The sequence below is a fragment of the Pseudomonas sp. OE 28.3 genome (assembly GCF_014268205.2).
Taxonomy (GTDB): Bacteria; Pseudomonadota; Gammaproteobacteria; order Pseudomonadales; family Pseudomonadaceae; genus Aquipseudomonas; species Aquipseudomonas edaphica.
Genome location: NZ_CP077082.1, coordinates 5,579,211 through 5,599,354, shown reverse-complemented (window position 1 = coordinate 5,599,354; position 20,144 = coordinate 5,579,211). Strand labels below are relative to the sequence as shown.

Genomic DNA, 20,144 nt, shown 5'->3' with positions numbered 1-20,144 from the left:
CCATCTCGACCGTGAGTACCCTCAGGTATTCAGAGACGGGCGGAGTTTCTTGTTTATCAGCGAACCACTGCGCATGGGATCTAGTTTTTCCGAGTGAGCTCACATTTGTGCAGCTTCGTAATCGAGAGCAATGAAATAGTCGCTTTTCGAAAGAACGATTTCATGAACGAAGAATGGTTGCACATGCGTTAGCCAATCCCGGCGTAGTTCAAACATACCGTTATTCACGGCCTCTCCCTTCGAGAGCCCAAGCTTTGTAACGACGGAGTAGTCCTCGCCCAAGTCCTTTGAGTCTTCCGTGCCACACGCGTATTCCGTGGTTTTGTCGAACCATTCCAATCTCACTTTAAGTCCCATGCGGCCTCACAAGTATTTTTTGATGTTTCGCTTTTTCTTTGCCGGCTTTAGCTGTTCGCCGGTTATATGACTGAAAGCCCCGAGGTGGCTTCCGTCACTTGCCAGATAGGCTTCCAGCTCGCCGTGTTGTGAGTCCCATTCATAAATCGTTCGTCCTTTTTCATCAATCCAGCGCTCTCTTAACCCGCCACCTCCCTGTTTTGGAGTTTTAGGCTTTGTTTTTATCAGGTTTAGAAAGCCGCTTATTTGCTCCTCTTTAGGCGCCTTGTGGTATTTGTGATCCCCAGCCCGAACACTCACCACTACATACAGCGGCCGAACCCCCGACTCCACCGGGAACACCAGAATAAAATCCCGATACTGCGGTGGGTAAATCGGGTTCACCAGAATCTGCGCCGCCTTCTCCGTCGGCGGATAAATCCAGATCACCGGCGCTTGCGGCGCAGCCTCCAAGGCGGGAATCCCCAGCGTGTCGCGCGGATCAACCGCTGGCGTCCAGATCAGCTCCACGCCCTCACCCAAATCCGCCACAAACTGATCGCCACGGCTTTGGAACTGCACCACATCGATCATCTGCCAATCGGGGTTGTTGCCCGTGTAAAACCCATATCCCTTGAGTGTGCCGTCCTCACGCTGCTCGACATGCAAACGCATCTGCGACCGTGCCCGTTGCAGCGAGCGTAATTGCTCCTCGCTGTAGAGCGCGCTATCGCCCAACTCAGATGGCCATAACAACGCGACCAACCCACTCAACAGCCCACCGGCGACAGTGCCAACAGCAGTCGCTGCCGACTCCACTGCCGCCGATCGCAACGCCAATTGCCCCAAGCCGACAGGCAGGGCACTGCCGCTGATCTTGCGCAAGGCAACCGCGCCACGGCTGTCTACCTCGTGGCCACCCAACAGGCTGAAATGGCCGTAGTCCTTGATCAACTCCAGCGGTACGTAACCGGTGGGGTCGTTGTAGCGAATGATGCCGTTGGGCAGTTGGCAGGGTTTTGTGAAGACGCAGCCTGGCGGTTTGGCGGGTGTTGGCGCTGGGGTGGGAGGCGGCTCAAATAAATCAATCGGCGGTGAATAAGGCGCGCGCTTCGGCTGCGGCGTCAGGATCCGCCGTTTGAGTTGTTCTTCTTCGGTAATGGGGTACGAGCGTTCTGACATGACTGGCTCACTTCCTTGTGTGGGAGTGAGCCTATGAGGTGGGAGCGGAGGCTTATGTCGGCTTCGTTCGATGGTTGGTGTGGGAAAAGGAGACTAGCGTTTGGTTAGCCAGGACTGTTTCGATTATTGCGATTTTCGTTTGTTTCGTTTATCTTTGATTCAACCGAATTGCGTAACACCGGAGCTGCATCATGATCACCAATCAACTCCCCAAAACGATCCTGCCGCTGGAAAAGGAAGTCGAAGCCGCCGTGCAAGGCCAGCGAGAACTGGCATCTTTGCTTTCGACCAAATTTGAAACCCAGCGCATCGACATCTTCGACAAAGAAGACAAACCCCACACACTTGTACTCCCGACCTCAGCCCTGCGCCTGTTGGTCGACATCCTGGGCGAATTGGCTATCGGTAACGCCGTCAAGGTCGTGCCGGTGCATGCCGAATTGACCTCTCAGGAGGCCGCCGACCTGCTCAACGTTTCGCGCCCGCACCTGGTCAAGATGCTGGAGGAGGGCGCCATTCCTTTTACAAAAACGGGCCGGCATCGGCGAATCCGGTTTTCGGATCTGATGGCGTTCAAGCAGCGCCGTGATGAAGAAAGCCAAGAGGCAATGGAAGCGCTGGCGCAACAAGCTCAGGCGTTGGGAATGGGGTATGACGGATGAGGTGTTCGCCGTTTACTGCGGTATACGATGCGTGTGTTCTCTACCCGGCGGCACTCCGGGATTTGCTGATGTGGCTTGGTTTGTCGGGACTGTATCGAGCTCGATGGACGAGCCAGATCCATGAGGAGTGGAAGCGCAACGTTCTCAAAAACCGACCGGATCTTACGGCTGAGCAAGTCAATTGCACGTCGGCGCTGATGGATAAGGCGATACCCGATGCATTGGTGACGGGGTACGAGGATCTGTGTTCGAGTTTGGATTTGCCTGATCCTGATGACCGTCATGTGCTGGCGGCGGCGATTCGAAGCAAGGCTGAAGTTATCGTGACCTTCAATTTGAAAGATTTCCCGGCGCATATCCTGGCTGCCTATGACATTGAGCCTATGCATCCGGATGACTTTATTTCGGATCTGTGGGATTTGGATCAGGCGGCGGTGTTGGGGGCGGCGCAGAAGCAAAGGCGGACGTTGAAGCGGCCGCCGATGGAGGCTGGGAGTTATCTTGAGATGTTGATGCGCCAGGGGTTGGTGCAGACGAGTAAGGTGCTTGGGCCATATGGGGTGATGTTGTAGGTTCGAATGAGCGGGAATATTTGCTCGAACGCTCCCACCGAAATTTTTCGCCACAGATAACGCCTATTAGCCATGCCGCTTTCTGCGCTACTTTCCGCACTGTCACTGCAAATTCAGTGACCGGGCCTGATAACCCGTGGAACAATAGGCGCTCAAGCGTCTCCAGCACCATGCCGGCGCTTTTTTTGCGTCCGCACATCCGTGTTATGGCGGCTGTGCGCGGGAGGCCTTCGGGCCTGCCGGGTTCCTATTGTCCCGGTTTATCAGCCTGCGCACAGCTGCCACCCTTTCGCCTGATAACGAATGTGGCAGCTTCTCGACATTAGGAGCTAAATCCATGAGCATTTCTGACAGGCCATATCCTCGTAATACTGCAACCCACACCACCGCCCAGCCCGGAGGTGCCCAATGATCAATCCACCTCTCAACAAAACCCTCGGCATCATCACCTTCTCCACCTGCGGCAAACAGCCCAACCTGCACCGTCTATTCCGCGTCAATGCTGGCGTGCCCATTCGTGACGCCCTGGAGCATGCTTCCGAGTTGCTGCACTGTTCCAAAATGCTCGCATTGGATGCGGCCATGGACAAAGGCGCGGACCGTTATGCCTGGGCGGCGCATTATTTGGGGGAGATGGCGAAGGCGGTGGTGGATGATTTGGCGAATGGGATGTTGCCCAATGGGGTGATGGAGGAGGGGGACGCTGTTTCGGTGTAAGCGGGTGGTTTGAGGGTGTGGCGGCTGGCGTCATCGCAGCATAGGTATCTACACAACTTTTGAAGGCCGCCACTTTCTCCTGTGGCGAGCAGGCTTGTCCTGCGTTGGGCCGCGAAGCGGCCCCAAACCCTGACACTGAGTACTTTCAGGAAAATTGCAGTGCCTTTACTGGGGCCGCTTCGCAGCCGAACGCAGGACAAGCCTGCTCGCCACAACAGCCCACCTACCACAGACTTTGTGTTAACCGGTTGTGTAGATACCTATGGTCATCGCAGGCAAGCCAGCTCCCACATCGGTCGGTGTACATCTGGTGAAGCAGCGTTAGCAGTAAAAAAGACCTTGGGACGCCAGGGTATTTTTTTGCCTGCAGAATCCAGATCAAACGTGCGCGATGTTTGTGTACGGCAGCGAGGCGAAGTCGATCATGTGCCTTACCGTGAGCGGTGTATGACGTTTTGCTCGCGGATCTGTATCTAACGCCCTGCTTTTCAACGCTCTACCATGGCACCCAGCACAATACTGCAGGAGCGACACCATGCCCGAACTGTCCAGCTGGCTTGCTTATGGTCTGATCTCCCTCGGCATGGTGCTGACGCCCGGGCCGAATATGATTTACCTCATTTCCCGCTCGATCTGCCAGGGGCGCACGGCCGGGTTGATTTCCCTCGGTGGCGTTGCCTTGGGTTTCCTCGTTTATATGTTCTGCGCGGCGCTGGGGATTACCGCATTGGTGATGGCCGTGCCTTTTGCCTACGACGCGCTGCGGCTCGGTGGCGCGTTGTACCTGGTGTACCTGGCCTGGCAGGCGGTGAAGCCGGGTGGCCGGTCGCCGTTTCAAGTGCGGGACTTGCCCCAGGACAGCCCACGCAAGTTGTTCATGATGGGCTTGGTGACCAACCTGCTGAACCCCAAAGTGGCGGTGATGTATTTGTCGTTGTTGCCGCATTTTATTGACCCGAATGGGCATGGCAGTGTGCTGATGCAATCACTGATCCTGGGTTTTACGCAGATTGCCATCAGCGTGAGCGTCAATGCGGTGATTGCAATGATGGCGGGTTCCATCGCCGTGTTCTTCGTCACCCGTCCAGGCTGGCAGGCGGTTCAGCGTTGGGTGATGGGTTCGGTGCTGATGGGCTTGGCTGTGCGGATGGCGGTTGAAGGGCGGCGGTAAGAGGGTGGTTGCAACGTTGTAGTTAGGGGTGGTTAACAGGAGGTTGCATGCTTGAAGTGTGGGGGCGACGTTCGTCATTCAATGTTCAGAAGGTCATGTGGCTTATAGGTGAGTTAGGTCTGGCCCACCGCCATATTCCCGCGGGCGGCCAATACGGCCTCAAGGATTCGCCAGCGTTTCTGCGCATGAACCCCCATGGGCGCGTGCCTGTCATAAAAGATGACGACGGGACAGTGGTGTGGGAGTCGCACAGTATTCTCAGATACCTTGCCGCGCGTCATGGGGCATCTGGTTTCTGGAGTGAGGACCCAGCTCAGCGCTCTCAAGTTGACCGTTGGATGGATTGGTCTCAAACCAGCTTGCAGCCGACGTTTTTAAATGGTGTGTTTTGGGGCTTTTACCGAACCCCTGAGGCGTTGCGGGATCCGCAAGCTATCGAAAAAAGCATCAGCCTCTGCGATCAATATTTTGAGTTACTTGACCAGGTCTTGAGCGAGCAGCCCTTTCTGGGTGGGGAACGTTTGTCGTTGGCAGACATTACTGTTGGCACACATCTGTACCGTTACTTCTCTTTAGCTATTTCCCGCCCACTCATTCCTCACGTTGAGGCGTGGTATCAAAGACTCCGGGAGCGTGAAGCTTATCGCGAGCACGTCATGATCCCTTTCGAAGAGCTTTTCGGTCGGTTGGATTATTAGCCGAGGGGATCAGAAGGGGCGTTGAAACTTCTGGTCTTGAAAAGCTGTTGCTCAGCGAGTCCTGCCGGCGCCGTTAATCTGGTTGGCGCTGGGATGCCAGCGATTGACCTAGCTGTTTCGCACGCCCGTGGTCTGGCGATGCCTGGACGCTGGCGTAGCCGTATTGATGGTGTACCTGGCCGGTATGTTGATCACCGACTCACTGGATATCTTTCAGATAGTCTTTGAGGGTAATCAGCGGGGTACTTAGCTCATCAAGGCTGCTGGCCTGTTGCACATCTGTAAACAGTTTGAGCAGTTCACGGCCCAGCACCGTGTCGGCGCCGCCTAGTGCATTCAAGGCCTGGGCAATGCACTCATTAAGCTTGTGTTGAATCGTCGCCAAATCCCCCTGGCGCACCAACAACCCAAACACTTCGCGCTCATACCCATCCATCACCAGGTCATCGCGCAGCAACGGGCTCGCGCCGTCCGTCTCATGCACCAGCTTGAGAGCAAAAAGCGCAACAGCTTCCAGCGTCAATTCCATGGTTCCGATTCCTCATGTCTGCGTTCGCCCGCACATACTCACGTTTCTGCGGGCGAAAAAAAAGCCCTTGAATTTCAATGGCTTTCTTTCGGACCTGTGTAAAAGCGGGTGAGAGTCGGTTTGATAGTCAGGGGCTGAAGGGGCATTGCGCGCCTACGCAAATGCCAGGTCTGCTGATTCGCCGGCTTTTCCTCGCCGCCGATTGCAAACCGTAACGCCTGGGCGAGGTCGCGCGTTTGCCATGAGCCGCGCTGTCAGGCGATCGAACACTCTATATAGCTGCAACCGTGGCACTGTGGATTAATCGAAAAGAATTTCAGGAAGGGGGTTGACCACATATTTGAATACTGTACTATTCGCCTCCCGCTGACGAGCAGCTTGAAGCCGGTTCTGGTTCAAGTAGTTGATTTTGATAAAGAAATCACTTGACAGTAAATGAGGCTGCTGTAGAATGCGCGCCTCGGTTGAGGCGAAAGGTCTTAACCAACCGCTCTTTAACAACTGAATCAAGCAATTCGTGTGGGTGCTTGTGGAGTCAGACTGATAGTCAACAAGATTATCAGCATCACAAGTTACTCCGCGAGAAATCAAAGATGTAACCAGCGATTGCTGAGCCAAGTTTAGGGTTTCTTAAAAACCCAAAGATGTTTGAACTGAAGAGTTTGATCATGGCTCAGATTGAACGCTGGCGGCAGGCCTAACACATGCAAGTCGAGCGGTAGAGAGAAGCTTGCTTTTCTTGAGAGCGGCGGACGGGTGAGTAATGCCTAGGAATCTGCCTGGTAGTGGGGGATAACGTTCGGAAACGGACGCTAATACCGCATACGTCCTACGGGAGAAAGCAGGGGACCTTCGGGCCTTGCGCTATCAGATGAGCCTAGGTCGGATTAGCTAGTTGGTGAGGTAATGGCTCACCAAGGCGACGATCCGTAACTGGTCTGAGAGGATGATCAGTCACACTGGAACTGAGACACGGTCCAGACTCCTACGGGAGGCAGCAGTGGGGAATATTGGACAATGGGCGAAAGCCTGATCCAGCCATGCCGCGTGTGTGAAGAAGGTCTTCGGATTGTAAAGCACTTTAAGTTGGGAGGAAGGGCAGTAAATTAATACTTTGCTGTTTTGACGTTACCGACAGAATAAGCACCGGCTAACTCTGTGCCAGCAGCCGCGGTAATACAGAGGGTGCAAGCGTTAATCGGAATTACTGGGCGTAAAGCGCGCGTAGGTGGTTTGTTAAGTTGGATGTGAAATCCCCGGGCTCAACCTGGGAACTGCATTCAAAACTGACTGACTAGAGTATGGTAGAGGGTGGTGGAATTTCCTGTGTAGCGGTGAAATGCGTAGATATAGGAAGGAACACCAGTGGCGAAGGCGACCACCTGGACTAATACTGACACTGAGGTGCGAAAGCGTGGGGAGCAAACAGGATTAGATACCCTGGTAGTCCACGCCGTAAACGATGTCAACTAGCCGTTGGAAGCCTTGAGCTTTTAGTGGCGCAGCTAACGCATTAAGTTGACCGCCTGGGGAGTACGGCCGCAAGGTTAAAACTCAAATGAATTGACGGGGGCCCGCACAAGCGGTGGAGCATGTGGTTTAATTCGAAGCAACGCGAAGAACCTTACCAGGCCTTGACATCCAATGAACTTTCTAGAGATAGATTGGTGCCTTCGGGAACATTGAGACAGGTGCTGCATGGCTGTCGTCAGCTCGTGTCGTGAGATGTTGGGTTAAGTCCCGTAACGAGCGCAACCCTTGTCCTTAGTTACCAGCACGTCATGGTGGGCACTCTAAGGAGACTGCCGGTGACAAACCGGAGGAAGGTGGGGATGACGTCAAGTCATCATGGCCCTTACGGCCTGGGCTACACACGTGCTACAATGGTCGGTACAGAGGGTTGCCAAGCCGCGAGGTGGAGCTAATCCCACAAAACCGATCGTAGTCCGGATCGCAGTCTGCAACTCGACTGCGTGAAGTCGGAATCGCTAGTAATCGCGAATCAGAATGTCGCGGTGAATACGTTCCCGGGCCTTGTACACACCGCCCGTCACACCATGGGAGTGGGTTGCACCAGAAGTAGCTAGTCTAACCTTCGGGAGGACGGTTACCACGGTGTGATTCATGACTGGGGTGAAGTCGTAACAAGGTAGCCGTAGGGGAACCTGCGGCTGGATCACCTCCTTAATCGACGACATCAGCTGCTCCATAAGTTCCCACACGAATTGCTTGATTCATGCGTTTGTAAAAGTGCAGAGCTAACTATTCGAATCGAATAATTAGCTCTGATCTTTTTCAGAACCGTTCTTTAAAAATTTGGGTATGTGATAGAAAGATAGACTGATCGTTACTTTCACTGGTAACGGATCAGGCTAAGGTAAAATTTGTGAGTTCTCTTAATTGAGAAATTCGAATTTTCGGCGAATGTTGTCTTCACAGTATAACCAGATTGCTTGGGGTTATATGGTCAAGTGAAGAAGCGCATACGGTGGATGCCTTGGCAGTCAGAGGCGATGAAAGACGTGGTAGCCTGCGAAAAGCTTCGGGGAGTCGGCAAACAGACTTTGATCCGGAGATGTCTGAATGGGGGAACCCAGCCATCATAAGATGGTTATCTTACGCTGAATACATAGGCGTAAGAGGCGAACCAGGGGAACTGAAACATCTAAGTACCCTGAGGAAAAGAAATCAACCGAGATTCCCTTAGTAGTGGCGAGCGAACGGGGACTAGCCCTTAAGTGGCTTTGAGATTAGCGGAACGCTCTGGAAAGTGCGGCCATAGTGGGTGATAGCCCTGTACGCGAAAATCTCTTAGTCATGAAATCGAGTAGGACGGAGCACGAGAAACTTTGTCTGAATATGGGGGGACCATCCTCCAAGGCTAAATACTACTGACTGACCGATAGTGAACTAGTACCGTGAGGGAAAGGCGAAAAGAACCCCGGAGAGGGGAGTGAAATAGATCCTGAAACCGTATGCGTACAAGCAGTGGGAGCAGACTTTGTTCTGTGACTGCGTACCTTTTGTATAATGGGTCAGCGACTTATTTTCAGTGGCGAGCTTAACCGAATAGGGGAGGCGTAGCGAAAGCGAGTCTTAATAGGGCGTCTAGTCGCTGGGAATAGACCCGAAACCGGGCGATCTATCCATGGGCAGGTTGAAGGTTGGGTAACACTAACTGGAGGACCGAACCGACTACCGTTGAAAAGTTAGCGGATGACCTGTGGATCGGAGTGAAAGGCTAATCAAGCTCGGAGATAGCTGGTTCTCCTCGAAAGCTATTTAGGTAGCGCCTCATGTATCACTGTAGGGGGTAGAGCACTGTTTCGGCTAGGGGGTCATCCCGACTTACCAAACCGATGCAAACTCCGAATACCTACAAGTGCCGAGCATGGGAGACACACGGCGGGTGCTAACGTCCGTCGTGAAAAGGGAAACAACCCAGACCGTCAGCTAAGGTCCCAAAGTTATGGTTAAGTGGGAAACGATGTGGGAAGGCTTAGACAGCTAGGAGGTTGGCTTAGAAGCAGCCACCCTTTAAAGAAAGCGTAATAGCTCACTAGTCGAGTCGGCCTGCGCGGAAGATGTAACGGGGCTCAAACCATACACCGAAGCTACGGGTATCACGTAAGTGATGCGGTAGAGGAGCGTTCTGTAAGCCTGTGAAGGTGAGTTGAGAAGCTTGCTGGAGGTATCAGAAGTGCGAATGCTGACATGAGTAACGACAATGGGTGTGAAAAACACCCACGCCGAAAGACCAAGGTTTCCTGCGCAACGTTAATCGACGCAGGGTTAGTCGGTCCCTAAGGCGAGGCTGAAAAGCGTAGTCGATGGAAAACAGGTTAATATTCCTGTACTTCTGGTTATTGCGATGGAGGGACGGAGAAGGCTAGGCCAGCTTGGCGTTGGTTGTCCAAGTTTAAGGTGGTAGGCTGGAATCTTAGGTAAATCCGGGATTCTAAGGCCGAGAGCTGATGACGAGTTAACTTTTAGTTAACGAAGTGGTTGATGCCATGCTTCCAAGAAAAGCTTCTAAGCTTCAGGTAACCAGGAACCGTACCCCAAACCGACACAGGTGGTTGGGTAGAGAATACCAAGGCGCTTGAGAGAACTCGGGTGAAGGAACTAGGCAAAATGGCACCGTAACTTCGGGAGAAGGTGCGCCGGTGAGGGTGAAGGACTTGCTCCGTAAGCTCATGCCGGTCGAAGATACCAGGCCGCTGCGACTGTTTATTAAAAACACAGCACTCTGCAAACACGAAAGTGGACGTATAGGGTGTGACGCCTGCCCGGTGCCGGAAGGTTAATTGATGGGGTTAGCTAACGCGAAGCTCTTGATCGAAGCCCCGGTAAACGGCGGCCGTAACTATAACGGTCCTAAGGTAGCGAAATTCCTTGTCGGGTAAGTTCCGACCTGCACGAATGGCGTAACGATGGCGGCGCTGTCTCCACCCGAGACTCAGTGAAATTGAAATCGCTGTGAAGATGCAGTGTATCCGCGGCTAGACGGAAAGACCCCGTGAACCTTTACTATAGCTTTGCACTGGACTTTGAATTTGCTTGTGTAGGATAGGTGGGAGGCTTTGAAGCGTGGACGCCAGTCTGCGTGGAGCCAACCTTGAAATACCACCCTGGCAACTTTGAGGTTCTAACTCAGGTCCGTTATCCGGATCGAGGACAGTGTATGGTGGGTAGTTTGACTGGGGCGGTCTCCTCCTAAAGAGTAACGGAGGAGTACGAAGGTGCGCTCAGACCGGTCGGAAATCGGTCGTAGAGTATAAAGGCAAAAGCGCGCTTGACTGCGAGACAGACACGTCGAGCAGGTACGAAAGTAGGTCTTAGTGATCCGGTGGTTCTGTATGGAAGGGCCATCGCTCAACGGATAAAAGGTACTCCGGGGATAACAGGCTGATACCGCCCAAGAGTTCATATCGACGGCGGTGTTTGGCACCTCGATGTCGGCTCATCACATCCTGGGGCTGAAGCCGGTCCCAAGGGTATGGCTGTTCGCCATTTAAAGTGGTACGCGAGCTGGGTTTAGAACGTCGTGAGACAGTTCGGTCCCTATCTGCCGTGGACGTTTGAGATTTGAGAGGGGCTGCTCCTAGTACGAGAGGACCGGAGTGGACGAACCTCTGGTGTTCCGGTTGTCACGCCAGTGGCATTGCCGGGTAGCTATGTTCGGAATAGATAACCGCTGAAAGCATCTAAGCGGGAAACTAGCCTCAAGATGAGATCTCACTGGGACCTTGAGTCCCCTGAAGGGCCGTCGAAGACTACGACGTTGATAGGTTGGGTGTGTAAGCGCTGTGAGGCGTTGAGCTAACCAATACTAATTGCCCGTGAGGCTTGACCATATAACACCCAAGCAATTTGAGTCGAAAGGCCAGATTGCGGTGTGTGAAGACGAGATGAACCGAAAGTTCGACGCTCACAAAACACCGAAAGCTGTCACATACCCAATTTGCTGAAGCGAAGCCAACTGGCTACGACTCAGTACCCGAATTTCTTGACGACCATAGAGCATTGGAACCACCTGATCCCATCCCGAACTCAGTAGTGAAACGATGCATCGCCGATGGTAGTGTGGGGTTTCCCCATGTGAGAGTAGGTCATCGTCAAGATTAAATTCCGAAACCCCTGATTGCTAACGCAATCAGGGGTTTTGTTTTGGGCGGTCGAAAAGAATCCCGCAAGCCATCCCGCGAAAAAGCCACCGTCAATGCGCACTAACGGGTGCACAGCACGCGTCAAAACGCCTCCAGGCGCTCGCCTCCTTGCCATTCCAGAAGACTGGCTCACTGGTTATCTCTACATGAATGCTGACACTCTGCTGTCTCCCAGGCTCATCAGATCGTGAAAGGTCGTTATATGGGTCGAGGGCGGTAGGATAATCGCAACGCTCCGACGGCCTCTGAAGGCGCTCACGAGGTTTTGAAAGGGCTTATGGTCATAGGGCTTGTTCTTTCATGATTTTGCCTTCTGGGCGCCATTGCGGCGGCCAGCGCTGGAATCTCACTTTTCTACAGACGAAAAAAAAGACCTTGAAATTCAAGGTCTTTCTTTAAGATGGTGCCCCGAGGGAGACTCGAACTCCCACTCCTTTCGAAAACGGATTTTGAATCCGCCGCGTCTACCAATTCCGCCATCAGGGCTCAATGGCGGCGAAGTATAGAGATGAGATTACCGTTGGTCAATCACGTTTCATGGTCTATTTTCACTATTTCCGCTAGACTCCCCGGCCCTGCTAGACGAACCCTATCATGCGCGTTGCTGACTTTACTTTTGAGCTCCCTGATTCGCTGATCGCTCGCCACCCTTTGGCCGAGCGTCGCGCCAGTCGACTGCTGACCCTGGACGGGGTGAGTGGTGCCCTCGCACACCGCCAATTCACTGATTTGCTTGAGCATTTGCGCCCAGGCGATTTGATGGTGTTTAACAATACCCGGGTGATTCCGGCACGGCTGTTTGGCCAGAAAGCGTCCGGCGGCAAGCTGGAAATTCTGGTGGAGCGGGTGCTGGACAGCCATCGCGTGCTGGCCCATGTGCGCTCCAGCAAGTCGCCGAAACCCGGCTCGAGCATCCTCATTGATGGCGGTGGCGAAGCCGAGATGGTTGCGCGGCATGACGCGTTGTTCGAACTCAAGTTCGCCGAAGAGGTGTTGCCGCTGCTGGAGCGCGTCGGCCATATGCCGCTGCCTCCTTATATCGACCGCCCCGACGAAGACTCGGACCGCGAGCGCTACCAGACGGTGTACTCGCAGCGCCTCGGTGCTGTCGCCGCACCTACAGCCGGGCTGCATTTTGACCAGCCGCTGCTGGATGCGATTGCTGCCAAAGGCGTCGAAAGCGCTTATGTGACCCTGCACGTGGGGGCCGGCACGTTTCAGCCGGTGCGTGTGGATAACATCGAAGACCACCATATGCACAGCGAATGGCTGGAAGTCAGCCAGGAAGTCGTGGATGCGGTGGCGGCATGCAAGGCGCGCGGTGGTCGCGTGGTTGCAGTGGGCACCACCAGCGTGCGCTCGCTGGAGAGTGCCGCGCGTGATGGTGTGCTCAAGCCGTTCAGTGGCGACACCGATATCTTTATTTTCCCGGGCCGGCCGTTCCATGTGGTCGATTGCCTGGTGACCAATTTCCATTTGCCGGAATCCACGCTGCTGATGCTGGTGTCGGCCTTCGCGGGTTATCCAGAAACAATGGCGGCGTATAAAGCTGCCATCGATAATGGATACCGTTTTTTCAGCTACGGTGATGCGATGTTTATCACCCGTAACCCTGCGCCGACTGCTCCTAAAGAAGCGGGCCTTGAGGAGCAACTATGAGTCGTATGTCGTTTGAATTGTTGGCCACGGATGGCAAGGCTCGTCGTGGTCGCCTCACGTTCCCGCGTGGCACCGTCGAAACCCCGGCGTTCATGCCAGTGGGCACTTACGGCACTGTAAAAGGCATGCTGCCGCGTGACATCGTCGCGACCGGCGCCGAGATCATCCTGGGCAACACCTTCCACCTGTGGCTGCGCCCGGGCACGGAAGTGATCAAGAAGCATGGCGACCTGCATGACTTCATGAAGTGGCAAGGCCCGATCCTCACCGACTCCGGTGGTTTCCAGGTATTCAGCCTGGGTGCCATGCGCAAGATCAAGGAAGAGGGCGTGACTTTCGCCTCGCCGGTGGACGGTTCCAAAGTGTTCATGGGCCCTGAAGAGTCGATGCAGGTGCAGCGCGACCTGGGCTCCGACATCGTGATGATTTTTGACGAGTGCACGCCTTATCCCGCGGATGAAGATGTCGCGCGTATCTCCATGGAACTGTCGTTGCGTTGGGCTCAGCGCTCGAAAAACGCCCACGGCGATAACACTGCTGCGCTGTTCGGTATCGTCCAGGGCGGCATGCACGAAAGCCTGCGCAAGCGCTCGCTCGAAGGCCTCGACAAAATCGGCTTTGACGGCCTGGCTATCGGCGGTCTGTCGGTAGGTGAGCCCAAGCACGAGATGATCAAGGTGCTGGATTACCTGCCGGGCCTGATGCCCGCTGACAAACCTCGTTACCTTATGGGCGTTGGCAAACCGGAAGATCTCGTAGAGGGTGTGCGCCGCGGTGTGGACATGTTCGATTGCGTGATGCCAACCCGTAATGCCCGCAATGGGCATCTGTTCATCGATACAGGCGTGCTGAAGATCCGTAACGCGTTCCATCGCCATGATGATTCGCCGCTGGATCCCACCTGTGACTGCTACACCTGCCAGAACTTCTCGCGTGCTTATCTGCACCATCTGGACAAGTGCGGGGAAATGCTGGGTAGCATGTTGAATACCATCCACAATTTGCGTCACTACCAAGTCCTGATGGCTGGTTTGCGTGAGGCTATTCAACAGGGTACATTGGCCGCCTTCGTCGATGCCTTCTATGCCAAGCGCGGGCTCCCTGTGCCGCCCTTGGACTGAGTTTTCCGACCCTAAGATTCACTATTTGCAACTGGAGTGCTAAATGAGCTTTTTTATCTCTAATGCCATGGCTGACGCCGCTGCGCCTGCCGCCGCCGGCCCTATGGGTGGTGGTTTCGAGTGGATTTTCCTGGTCGGCTTCCTGGTCATCTTCTACCTGATGATCTGGCGCCCACAGGCCAAGCGCGCCAAAGAGCAGAAAAACCTGCTGGGCAGCCTGCAGAAAGGCGACGAAGTTGTGACTACTGGCGGCATCGCCGGCAAGATCACCAAGGTTTCCGATGCTTTCGTGGTTCTGGAAGTCTCCGACACCGTAGAAATGAAGTTCCAGAAGGGCGCCATCGCCGCCACGCTGCCAAAAGGCACGCTCAAAGCGATCTGAGTAACAACCTTTACCAATCGACGGGGCGCGCAAGGCGCCCCGCGTTATAAGCGGGCGGCGTGATGCTGAACAAATACCCTCTGTGGAAATACGTACTGATCCTGGCGGTGCTGGCGATCGGTTTTATTTATTCCGCTCCCAATCTTTATCCTGATGACCCTGCGATCCAGATCACTGGCGCCAGCACTACGCTGCAGGTCAATCAGGCTGACCTGGACCGTGCGAGCAAAGCGCTCACCGACGCCGGTATCCAGGTAAAAGCGGCAACCTTGGCGTCTGATGCGAAAGGCGGTTTGTTGCGCCTGACCAAGGCCGAAGACCAGTTGCCGGCCAAAGACGTCGTGCGCAAGGCCATGGGTGATGACTACGTTGTCGCGCTCAACCTCGCACAGACCACGCCAAAATGGCTGCGCAGCATTGGCGCGCACCCGATGAAGCTGGGTCTGGACTTGTCCGGTGGTGTGCACTTCCTGCTGGAAGTCGACATGGACAAAGCCCTCGACGCGCGTCTGAAAGTTTACGAAGGCGACGTGAAGAGCCTGCTGCGCAAAGAGAAGGTGCGTTATCGCAGCCTGCCGCAGCTCAACGGTGCCATCCAGCTGGGCTTCTCTGATGAAGCGACCCGCGAACAGGCCCGTGCCCTGGTGCGCAAGAACTTCAATGATTTCGACATCGTACCGGCTGACCTGAATGGTCAGGCTGTGCTGCGTCTGGCGATGACCCCGGCCAAGATCGCGGAAATCCGCGAATACTCCATCAAGCAGAACTTGACCACGGTACGTAACCGCGTCAACGAGCTGGGTGTGGCTGAGCCGATCGTGCAGCGTCAAGGCGCCAACCGCATCGTGGTTGAACTGCCAGGCGTACAAGATACCGCTGAAGCCAAGCGTATCCTGGGTAAAACCGCCAACCTGGAATTCCGTCTGGCGGCTGAGCCGGGTGCGACTCGCGCGACTGCCGAAGAATTCGAGTTCCGTGAAGGCAACCGTCCTCCAGCGCTGATCGAGCGTGGCTTGATCATCACCGGTGATCAGGTGACTGACGCCAAGGCGGGTTTCGATTCGCAGCACGGTACTCCGGAAGTGAACATCCGTCTGGATGGCCATGGCGGTGACCTGATGAGCCGCGCCACGCGCAGTAACGTCGGTCGCAGCATGGCGGTGATCTTCATCGAGCAACGCCCGGTCACCACCTACACCAAACAAATGGTCGACGGTGTCGAGAAAGACGTGCCGGTGCAGACCTTCAAGGAAGAGAAGAAAATCATCAGCCTGGCGACCATCCAGTCGCCGCTGGGTGCTCAATTCCGCATTACCGGCCTGAATGGCCAGGGCGAATCTTCCGAGCTGGCACTGCTGCTGCGTGCGGGTGGCCTGGCGGCGCCGATGTACTTCGCTGAAGAGCGCACCATTGGCCCGAGCCTGGGTGCCGACAACATCACCAAGGGTATCGATGCGGCCTTGTGGGGCATGCTGTTTGTGTCCTTGTTCATCATCGCCATCTACCGCTTCTTCGGCGTCATCGCCACCGTGGCCCTGGCGGGCAACATGGTGATGCTGCTGGCACTGATGTCGCTGCTGGGCGCAACACTGACCCTGCCAGGTATCGCCGGTATCGTACTCACCATGGGTATGGCCGTAGATGCCAACGTACTGATCTTCTCGCGTATTCGTGAAGAGATCGCGGCGGGCATGACCGTACAACGTGCAATCAACGAAGGCTTCGGCCGGGCATTTACCGCGATTCTCGACTCCAACCTGACCACTCTGCTGGTCGGCGGGATTCTCTTTGCCATGGGCACCGGCCCGGTCAAAGGTTTTGCGGTGACCATGTCCCTCGGTATCTTTACCTCGATGTTCACGGCCATCATGGTGACCCGCGCAATGGTCAACCTGATCTTTGGCGGACGTGACTTCAAGAAGTTGTGGATTTAAGGGGCTGCCATGTTACGTACAATCAACTTCATGGGCGTTCGCAACATTGCGTTCGGCGCCACAGTGCTCCTTACCGTTCTGGCGTTGTTCAGCTGGTTCCATAAGGGCCTGAACTACGGTCTGGACTTTACCGGCGGTACGCTCATCGAGCTGACCTACGAGAAGCCGGCCGACGTCACCCTGGTGCGCAGCGAGCTGGTCAAGGCCGGCTATCACGAAGCCATCGTGCAGAGCTTTGGTGCTACCACCGACCTGCTGGTACGTATGCCGGGCGAAGATCCGCAGTTGGGTCATCAGGTAGCCGAAGCCTTGCAGAAGGTCGGCGGTGACAACCCGGCGTCGGTCAAGCGCGTCGAGTTCGTAGGCCCGCAAGTGGGTGAAGAGCTGCGCGACCAGGGCGGTCTCGGCATGCTGATGGCGCTGGCCGGCATCATGGTCTACCTGGCGTTCCGCTTTCAGTGGAAATTCGGCGTCGGCGCCATTGTGTCGCTGATCCACGACGTAATCGTCACCGTGGGTATCCTGGCGTACTTCCAGATCACCTTCGACCTGACGGTGCTGGCGGCGGTGTTGGCGATCATTGGTTACTCGCTCAACGACACCATCGTGGTATTCGACCGGGTTCGTGAGAACTTCCGTGTACTGCGCAAGGCTACTCTGGTCGAGAACATCAACATCTCCACCACCCAGACCTTGCTGCGGACCATGGCGACGTCGATCTCCACCTTGCTGGCGATTGCTGCACTGATGATCTTCGGTGGCGACAATCTGTGGGGCTTCTCCCTGGCACTGTTCATCGGCGTTCTGGCGGGTACCTACTCGTCGATCTACATCGCTAACGTGGTGCTGATTTGGCTGAACCTCAACAGCGAAGATTTGATCCCACCTGCCGCTACCGGCAAGGAGGTCGACGACCGTCCTTGATGGGCGTTCGTTGATACGCTGTTACAAAGAAGGCACGAGTATTGAACTCGTGCCTTTTTTTTTGCTCCAAGGCTGGGTATAGCGCGGACGTTTCGGTCCGCTTGTGATGGTCAGGAGGTTCACGTGAACAAGTCGTTACTGGTTGGTGCGGTATTGGGTGCTGTCGGTGTGACTGCCGGGGGTGCTGTTGCCACCTACAGCCTGGTAAAAAGCGGCCCTGAGTATGCGCAAGTGCTGGCAGTGCAGCCGGTGAAAACCCAGATCAAAACCCCTCGTGAGGTCTGCAAGGACGTCACCGTGACCCGGCAGAAGCCGGTGCAGGATCAACACCAAATCGTCGGCACCGTGGTTGGCGCGCTGGCCGGTGGCTTGTTGGGCAACCAGGTCGGTGGCGGTAATGGCAAGAAGCTGGCTACTGTAGCCGGTGCTGTCGGTGGCGGTTACGCCGGTAACAAGGTGCAGGAAGGTATGCAGAACCGCGATACCTACACCACCACGCAGCAGCGTTGCAGCACGGTCAACGATATCAGTGACAAGGTTGTTGGTTATGACGTGCGCTACAACCTGGACGGTAAGGAAGGTTCGGTACGTATGGACCGTGATCCGGGCGGCCAGATTCCAGTGGATAAGGAAGGTCGTCTGATCCTGGGCCAAAACCAGCAGTAAGGCTGACATCAATCCAAGTGTGGGAGCTGGCTTGCCTGCGATAGCGGTGGGTCAGTAACCCATTAGCTAGCTGGCAGACCGCTATCGCAGGCAAGCCAGCTCCTACATTGGATTGTGTTGGCTGCTGGGATAGCAAATCCCAGGCATAAAAAAAGCACCCCTTGGGGTGCTTTTTTGTGCTCGCTCGCTTAGCGCTTCAGCGAAGCCGGCAGGTGCGGCTGGATCGCCGTCAGTACTGCCTTGAAGCATTTGGTGTTGCCGGCGACCACATGGCCTTTCTCAAGGAAATCGTGACCACCGGTAAAGTCGCTCACCAGGCCACCAGCTTCCTGGATCAGCAGGGCGCCTGCAGCCATGTCCCATTCGGACAGGCCCGACTCCCAGAACGCATCAAAACGACCGGCGGCAACATACGCCAGGTCCAGGCTGGCAGCACCGGCGCGGCGGATGCCGGCGGTCTGGCCAACCAGGGCGCGGAACATGCCCAGGTAGTTTTCCAGGTTGTCCATCTGGTCGTCACGGAACGGGAAGCCAGTGCCCAGCAGGGCGCCGTCCAGGCTGGTACGGCCGCTGACGCGCAGGCGACGACCGTTCAGTTGGGCGCCACGGCCACGGCTGGCGGTGAATTCTTCCTGGCGAACCGGGTCGAGTACGACGGCGTGTTCAAGGCGGCCACGGTATTTGCAGGCGATGCTGACTGCAAAGTGTGGGATGCCGCGCAGGAAGTTGGTGGTGCCATCCAGTGGGTCGATGATCCACAGGTAGTCTTCGCCTTCGCCGCTGCCTTTGTGCAAGCCGGTTTCTTCACCGAGGATGCCGTGGGTAGGGTAGGCCTTGCGCAGCGCGTCGATGATTTTTTGCTCAGCGGCGCGATCCACCTCGGATACATAATCCTTGGCGTCTTTTTCGTCGACCTTGATGGTATCCAGGCGCTCGATGGAGCGGAAGATCAATTCACTGGCGCTGCGGGCGGCGCGCAGCGCGATATTCAGCATGGGCTGCATGGATGTGTCACCTAAGGTTGTTAAAGAAAGCCGGGCATTCTAGCAGAAACTTTCTTCAGGTGAAGGACGACGTTAGCTTTCATGGCATAACCTTAGGCTGTTCTGTAAGATTTGCTCCCCTTTCCTGTGTCCGAGAGCGCCTCCCTTGCTGCAAAACATCCGTGTCGTCCTCGTCAATACCAGTCATCCCGGCAACATCGGCGGGGTGGCGCGAGCCATGAAAAACATGGGGCTGACGCGCCTGGTGCTGGTCGAGCCGCGTGTGTTCCCGCACCACGAGGCCGATGCCCGTGCATCCGGCGCCAATGACATCCTTGAAAAAGCCCAGGTCGTCGCCACTTTGGAAGACGCTTTGGTCGGCTGCAACCTGGTGCTTGGCACCAGTGCTCGCGACCGTCGAATCCCCTGGCCACTGCTGGATCCGCGCGAATGCGGCACCAAGGTGGTGGAAGAGGCAGCAGGTGGCGCTGAAATCGCTTTGGTGTTTGGCCGTGAAGACTCCGGCCTGACCAATGAAGAGCTGCAGCGATGTCATTACCACGTGCACATCCCATCAGACCCTGAGTTCAGTTCGCTGAACCTCGGGGCAGCGGTGCAGGTGTTGAGTTACGAAGTGCGCATGGCCTGGCTGGCTGCAGAAGGCCAGCCGAGCAAGGTCGAGAAGGATGAGGTCGCATCGACCAAGAGTGGCGAGTTGGCCACCATGGACGAGTTGGAGCGATTCTATGAGCACCTGGAGCAAACCCTGGTGGCCATCGAGTTTCTCGATCCGGAAAAACCACGGCACTTGATGGCACGCCTGCGTCGCTTGTACGGCCGTAGCTCGGTAAGCCGGGCAGAAATGAACATATTGCGTGGCATCCTCACGGAAACCCAGAAAGCGGCCCGTGGTGAGCTTCTTAAACGGAAGGATTAAAA

General features: G+C 55.6%; 16 protein-coding genes, 1 tRNA gene and 3 rRNA genes. 15 read left to right on the top strand and 5 right to left on the bottom strand.

The window, feature by feature from the left end:
* Positions 1 to 99 precede the first annotated feature (99 nt).
* Together HU759_RS25135 and HU759_RS25130 are read right to left on the bottom strand one after the other, a co-directional pair.
* Complete coding sequence (locus HU759_RS25135; protein WP_169988399.1) at positions 100 to 357, bottom strand: colicin E3-like toxin immunity protein; 258 nt, start codon at positions 355 to 357, stop codon at positions 100 to 102.
* 6 nt (positions 358 to 363) lie between these two features.
* Entirely contained in the window at positions 364 to 1,518 is a 1,155-nt protein-coding gene (locus HU759_RS25130) for an S-type pyocin domain-containing protein (RefSeq protein WP_170040551.1), read from the bottom strand.
* 191 nt (positions 1,519 to 1,709) lie between these two features.
* Here HU759_RS25130 and HU759_RS25125 point away from each other — a divergent pair, with 191 nt between their 5' ends.
* From HU759_RS25125 to HU759_RS25105, 5 genes are all read left to right on the top strand, one after another.
* On the top strand, positions 1,710 to 2,180 hold the full coding sequence (locus tag HU759_RS25125; RefSeq protein WP_017135424.1) for a helix-turn-helix domain-containing protein: 471 nt from the start codon (positions 1,710 to 1,712) through the stop codon (positions 2,178 to 2,180).
* On the top strand, positions 2,177 to 2,752 hold the full coding sequence (locus HU759_RS25120) for a PIN domain-containing protein (protein WP_099549466.1): 576 nt from the start codon (positions 2,177 to 2,179) through the stop codon (positions 2,750 to 2,752). Before HU759_RS25125 ends, HU759_RS25120 begins: the two co-directional genes overlap by 4 nt.
* A 408-nt stretch (positions 2,753 to 3,160) precedes the next feature.
* A complete protein-coding gene (locus HU759_RS25115; protein ID WP_017135426.1) occupies positions 3,161 to 3,469 on the top strand; it encodes a DUF3077 domain-containing protein in 309 nt (102 codons plus the stop codon).
* A 535-nt stretch (positions 3,470 to 4,004) separates the two neighbouring features.
* Complete coding sequence (locus HU759_RS25110) at positions 4,005 to 4,640, top strand: LysE family translocator (protein WP_186618493.1); 636 nt, start codon at positions 4,005 to 4,007, stop codon at positions 4,638 to 4,640.
* A gap of 47 nt (positions 4,641 to 4,687) precedes the next feature.
* The gene (locus HU759_RS25105; RefSeq protein WP_099549468.1) at positions 4,688 to 5,338 is read left to right on the top strand and encodes a glutathione S-transferase; all 651 of its coding nucleotides are present in this window, start codon (positions 4,688 to 4,690) and stop codon (positions 5,336 to 5,338) included.
* A 199-nt stretch (positions 5,339 to 5,537) separates the two neighbouring features.
* Here the strand turns inward: HU759_RS25105 and HU759_RS25100 are convergent, their stop codons facing one another.
* Positions 5,538 to 5,867 (bottom strand): hypothetical protein, encoded by a 330-nt coding sequence (locus tag HU759_RS25100; RefSeq protein WP_099489620.1) that lies wholly within the window; start codon positions 5,865 to 5,867, stop codon positions 5,538 to 5,540.
* Between the two features lie 650 nt (positions 5,868 to 6,517).
* Between HU759_RS25100 and HU759_RS25095 the strand changes: the two genes are divergently transcribed.
* The 3 genes from HU759_RS25095 to rrf all read left to right on the top strand — a co-directional run bounded on the left by HU759_RS25095 (position 6,518) and on the right by rrf (position 11,491).
* Positions 6,518 to 8,054 (top strand): 16S ribosomal RNA (locus HU759_RS25095).
* Between the two features lie 278 nt (positions 8,055 to 8,332).
* Positions 8,333 to 11,224, top strand: a 23S ribosomal RNA gene (locus tag HU759_RS25090).
* A 151-nt stretch (positions 11,225 to 11,375) separates the two neighbouring features.
* Positions 11,376 to 11,491, top strand: a 5S ribosomal RNA gene (rrf, locus tag HU759_RS25085).
* Together the 16S, 23S and 5S rRNA genes form the textbook arrangement of a ribosomal RNA operon.
* A 446-nt stretch (positions 11,492 to 11,937) precedes the next feature.
* Here the strand turns inward: rrf and HU759_RS25080 are convergent.
* Positions 11,938 to 12,022: transfer RNA gene (locus HU759_RS25080), tRNA-Leu, on the bottom strand.
* Positions 12,023 to 12,130: 108 nt separating this feature from the next.
* Between HU759_RS25080 and queA the strand changes: the two genes are divergently transcribed.
* From queA to HU759_RS25050, 6 genes are all read left to right on the top strand, one after another.
* Positions 12,131 to 13,195, top strand: a complete 1,065-nt coding sequence (queA, locus tag HU759_RS25075; RefSeq protein WP_138453875.1) for a tRNA preQ1(34) S-adenosylmethionine ribosyltransferase-isomerase QueA — start codon at positions 12,131 to 12,133, stop codon at positions 13,193 to 13,195.
* A gap of 5 nt (positions 13,196 to 13,200) precedes the next feature.
* Positions 13,201 to 14,316: a tRNA guanosine(34) transglycosylase Tgt gene (gene tgt, locus HU759_RS25070; protein WP_003175976.1), complete on the top strand. Its 1,116-nt coding sequence runs from the start codon at positions 13,201 to 13,203 to the stop codon at positions 14,314 to 14,316.
* A gap of 43 nt (positions 14,317 to 14,359) precedes the next feature.
* Positions 14,360 to 14,698 carry a preprotein translocase subunit YajC gene (yajC, locus tag HU759_RS25065; RefSeq protein WP_003175975.1) on the top strand — a complete coding sequence of 113 codons (339 nt, stop codon included), beginning with the start codon at positions 14,360 to 14,362 and terminating at the stop codon, positions 14,696 to 14,698.
* 62 nt (positions 14,699 to 14,760) lie between these two features.
* A complete protein-coding gene (gene secD / locus HU759_RS25060) occupies positions 14,761 to 16,632 on the top strand; it encodes a protein translocase subunit SecD (protein WP_017135939.1) in 1,872 nt (623 codons plus the stop codon).
* Positions 16,633 to 16,641: 9 nt separating this feature from the next.
* Positions 16,642 to 17,556 carry a protein translocase subunit SecF gene (gene secF, locus HU759_RS25055; RefSeq protein ID WP_017135940.1) on the top strand — a complete coding sequence of 305 codons (915 nt, stop codon included), beginning with the start codon at positions 16,642 to 16,644 and terminating at the stop codon, positions 17,554 to 17,556.
* A 123-nt stretch (positions 17,557 to 17,679) separates the two neighbouring features.
* The gene (locus tag HU759_RS25050; protein ID WP_017135941.1) at positions 17,680 to 18,222 is read left to right on the top strand and encodes a glycine zipper 2TM domain-containing protein; all 543 of its coding nucleotides are present in this window, start codon (positions 17,680 to 17,682) and stop codon (positions 18,220 to 18,222) included.
* A gap of 188 nt (positions 18,223 to 18,410) precedes the next feature.
* On the opposite strand, the gene suhB is transcribed toward HU759_RS25050, so the two are convergent.
* Positions 18,411 to 19,226: an inositol-phosphate phosphatase gene (suhB, locus tag HU759_RS25045; RefSeq protein WP_003175971.1), complete on the bottom strand. Its 816-nt coding sequence runs from the start codon at positions 19,224 to 19,226 to the stop codon at positions 18,411 to 18,413.
* Positions 19,227 to 19,371: 145 nt separating this feature from the next.
* Between suhB and trmJ the strand changes: the two genes are divergently transcribed.
* Positions 19,372 to 20,142: a tRNA (cytosine(32)/uridine(32)-2'-O)-methyltransferase TrmJ gene (gene trmJ, locus HU759_RS25040; protein WP_003210307.1), complete on the top strand. Its 771-nt coding sequence runs from the start codon at positions 19,372 to 19,374 to the stop codon at positions 20,140 to 20,142.
* Positions 20,143 to 20,144 lie beyond the last annotated feature (2 nt).

Bases quoted from the DNA above. Each gene is read 5' to 3' on its own strand.
- HU759_RS25135 (WP_169988399.1), bottom strand. From the start codon at position 357: ATGGGACTTAAAGTGAGATTGGAATGGTTCGACAAAACCACGGAATAC.
- HU759_RS25130 (WP_170040551.1), bottom strand. From the start codon at position 1,518: ATGTCAGAACGCTCGTACCCCATTACCGAAGAAGAACAACTCAAACGG.
- HU759_RS25125 (WP_017135424.1), top strand. From the start codon at position 1,710: ATGATCACCAATCAACTCCCCAAAACGATCCTGCCGCTGGAAAAGGAA.
- HU759_RS25120 (WP_099549466.1), top strand. From the start codon at position 2,177: ATGAGGTGTTCGCCGTTTACTGCGGTATACGATGCGTGTGTTCTCTAC.
- HU759_RS25115 (WP_017135426.1), top strand. From the start codon at position 3,161: ATGATCAATCCACCTCTCAACAAAACCCTCGGCATCATCACCTTCTCC.
- HU759_RS25110 (WP_186618493.1), top strand. From the start codon at position 4,005: ATGCCCGAACTGTCCAGCTGGCTTGCTTATGGTCTGATCTCCCTCGGC.
- HU759_RS25105 (WP_099549468.1), top strand. From the start codon at position 4,688: ATGCTTGAAGTGTGGGGGCGACGTTCGTCATTCAATGTTCAGAAGGTC.
- HU759_RS25100 (WP_099489620.1), bottom strand. From the start codon at position 5,867: ATGGAATTGACGCTGGAAGCTGTTGCGCTTTTTGCTCTCAAGCTGGTG.
- queA (WP_138453875.1), top strand. From the start codon at position 12,131: ATGCGCGTTGCTGACTTTACTTTTGAGCTCCCTGATTCGCTGATCGCT.
- tgt (WP_003175976.1), top strand. From the start codon at position 13,201: ATGTCGTTTGAATTGTTGGCCACGGATGGCAAGGCTCGTCGTGGTCGC.
- yajC (WP_003175975.1), top strand. From the start codon at position 14,360: ATGAGCTTTTTTATCTCTAATGCCATGGCTGACGCCGCTGCGCCTGCC.
- secD (WP_017135939.1), top strand. From the start codon at position 14,761: ATGCTGAACAAATACCCTCTGTGGAAATACGTACTGATCCTGGCGGTG.
- secF (WP_017135940.1), top strand. From the start codon at position 16,642: ATGTTACGTACAATCAACTTCATGGGCGTTCGCAACATTGCGTTCGGC.
- suhB (WP_003175971.1), bottom strand. From the start codon at position 19,226: ATGCAGCCCATGCTGAATATCGCGCTGCGCGCCGCCCGCAGCGCCAGT.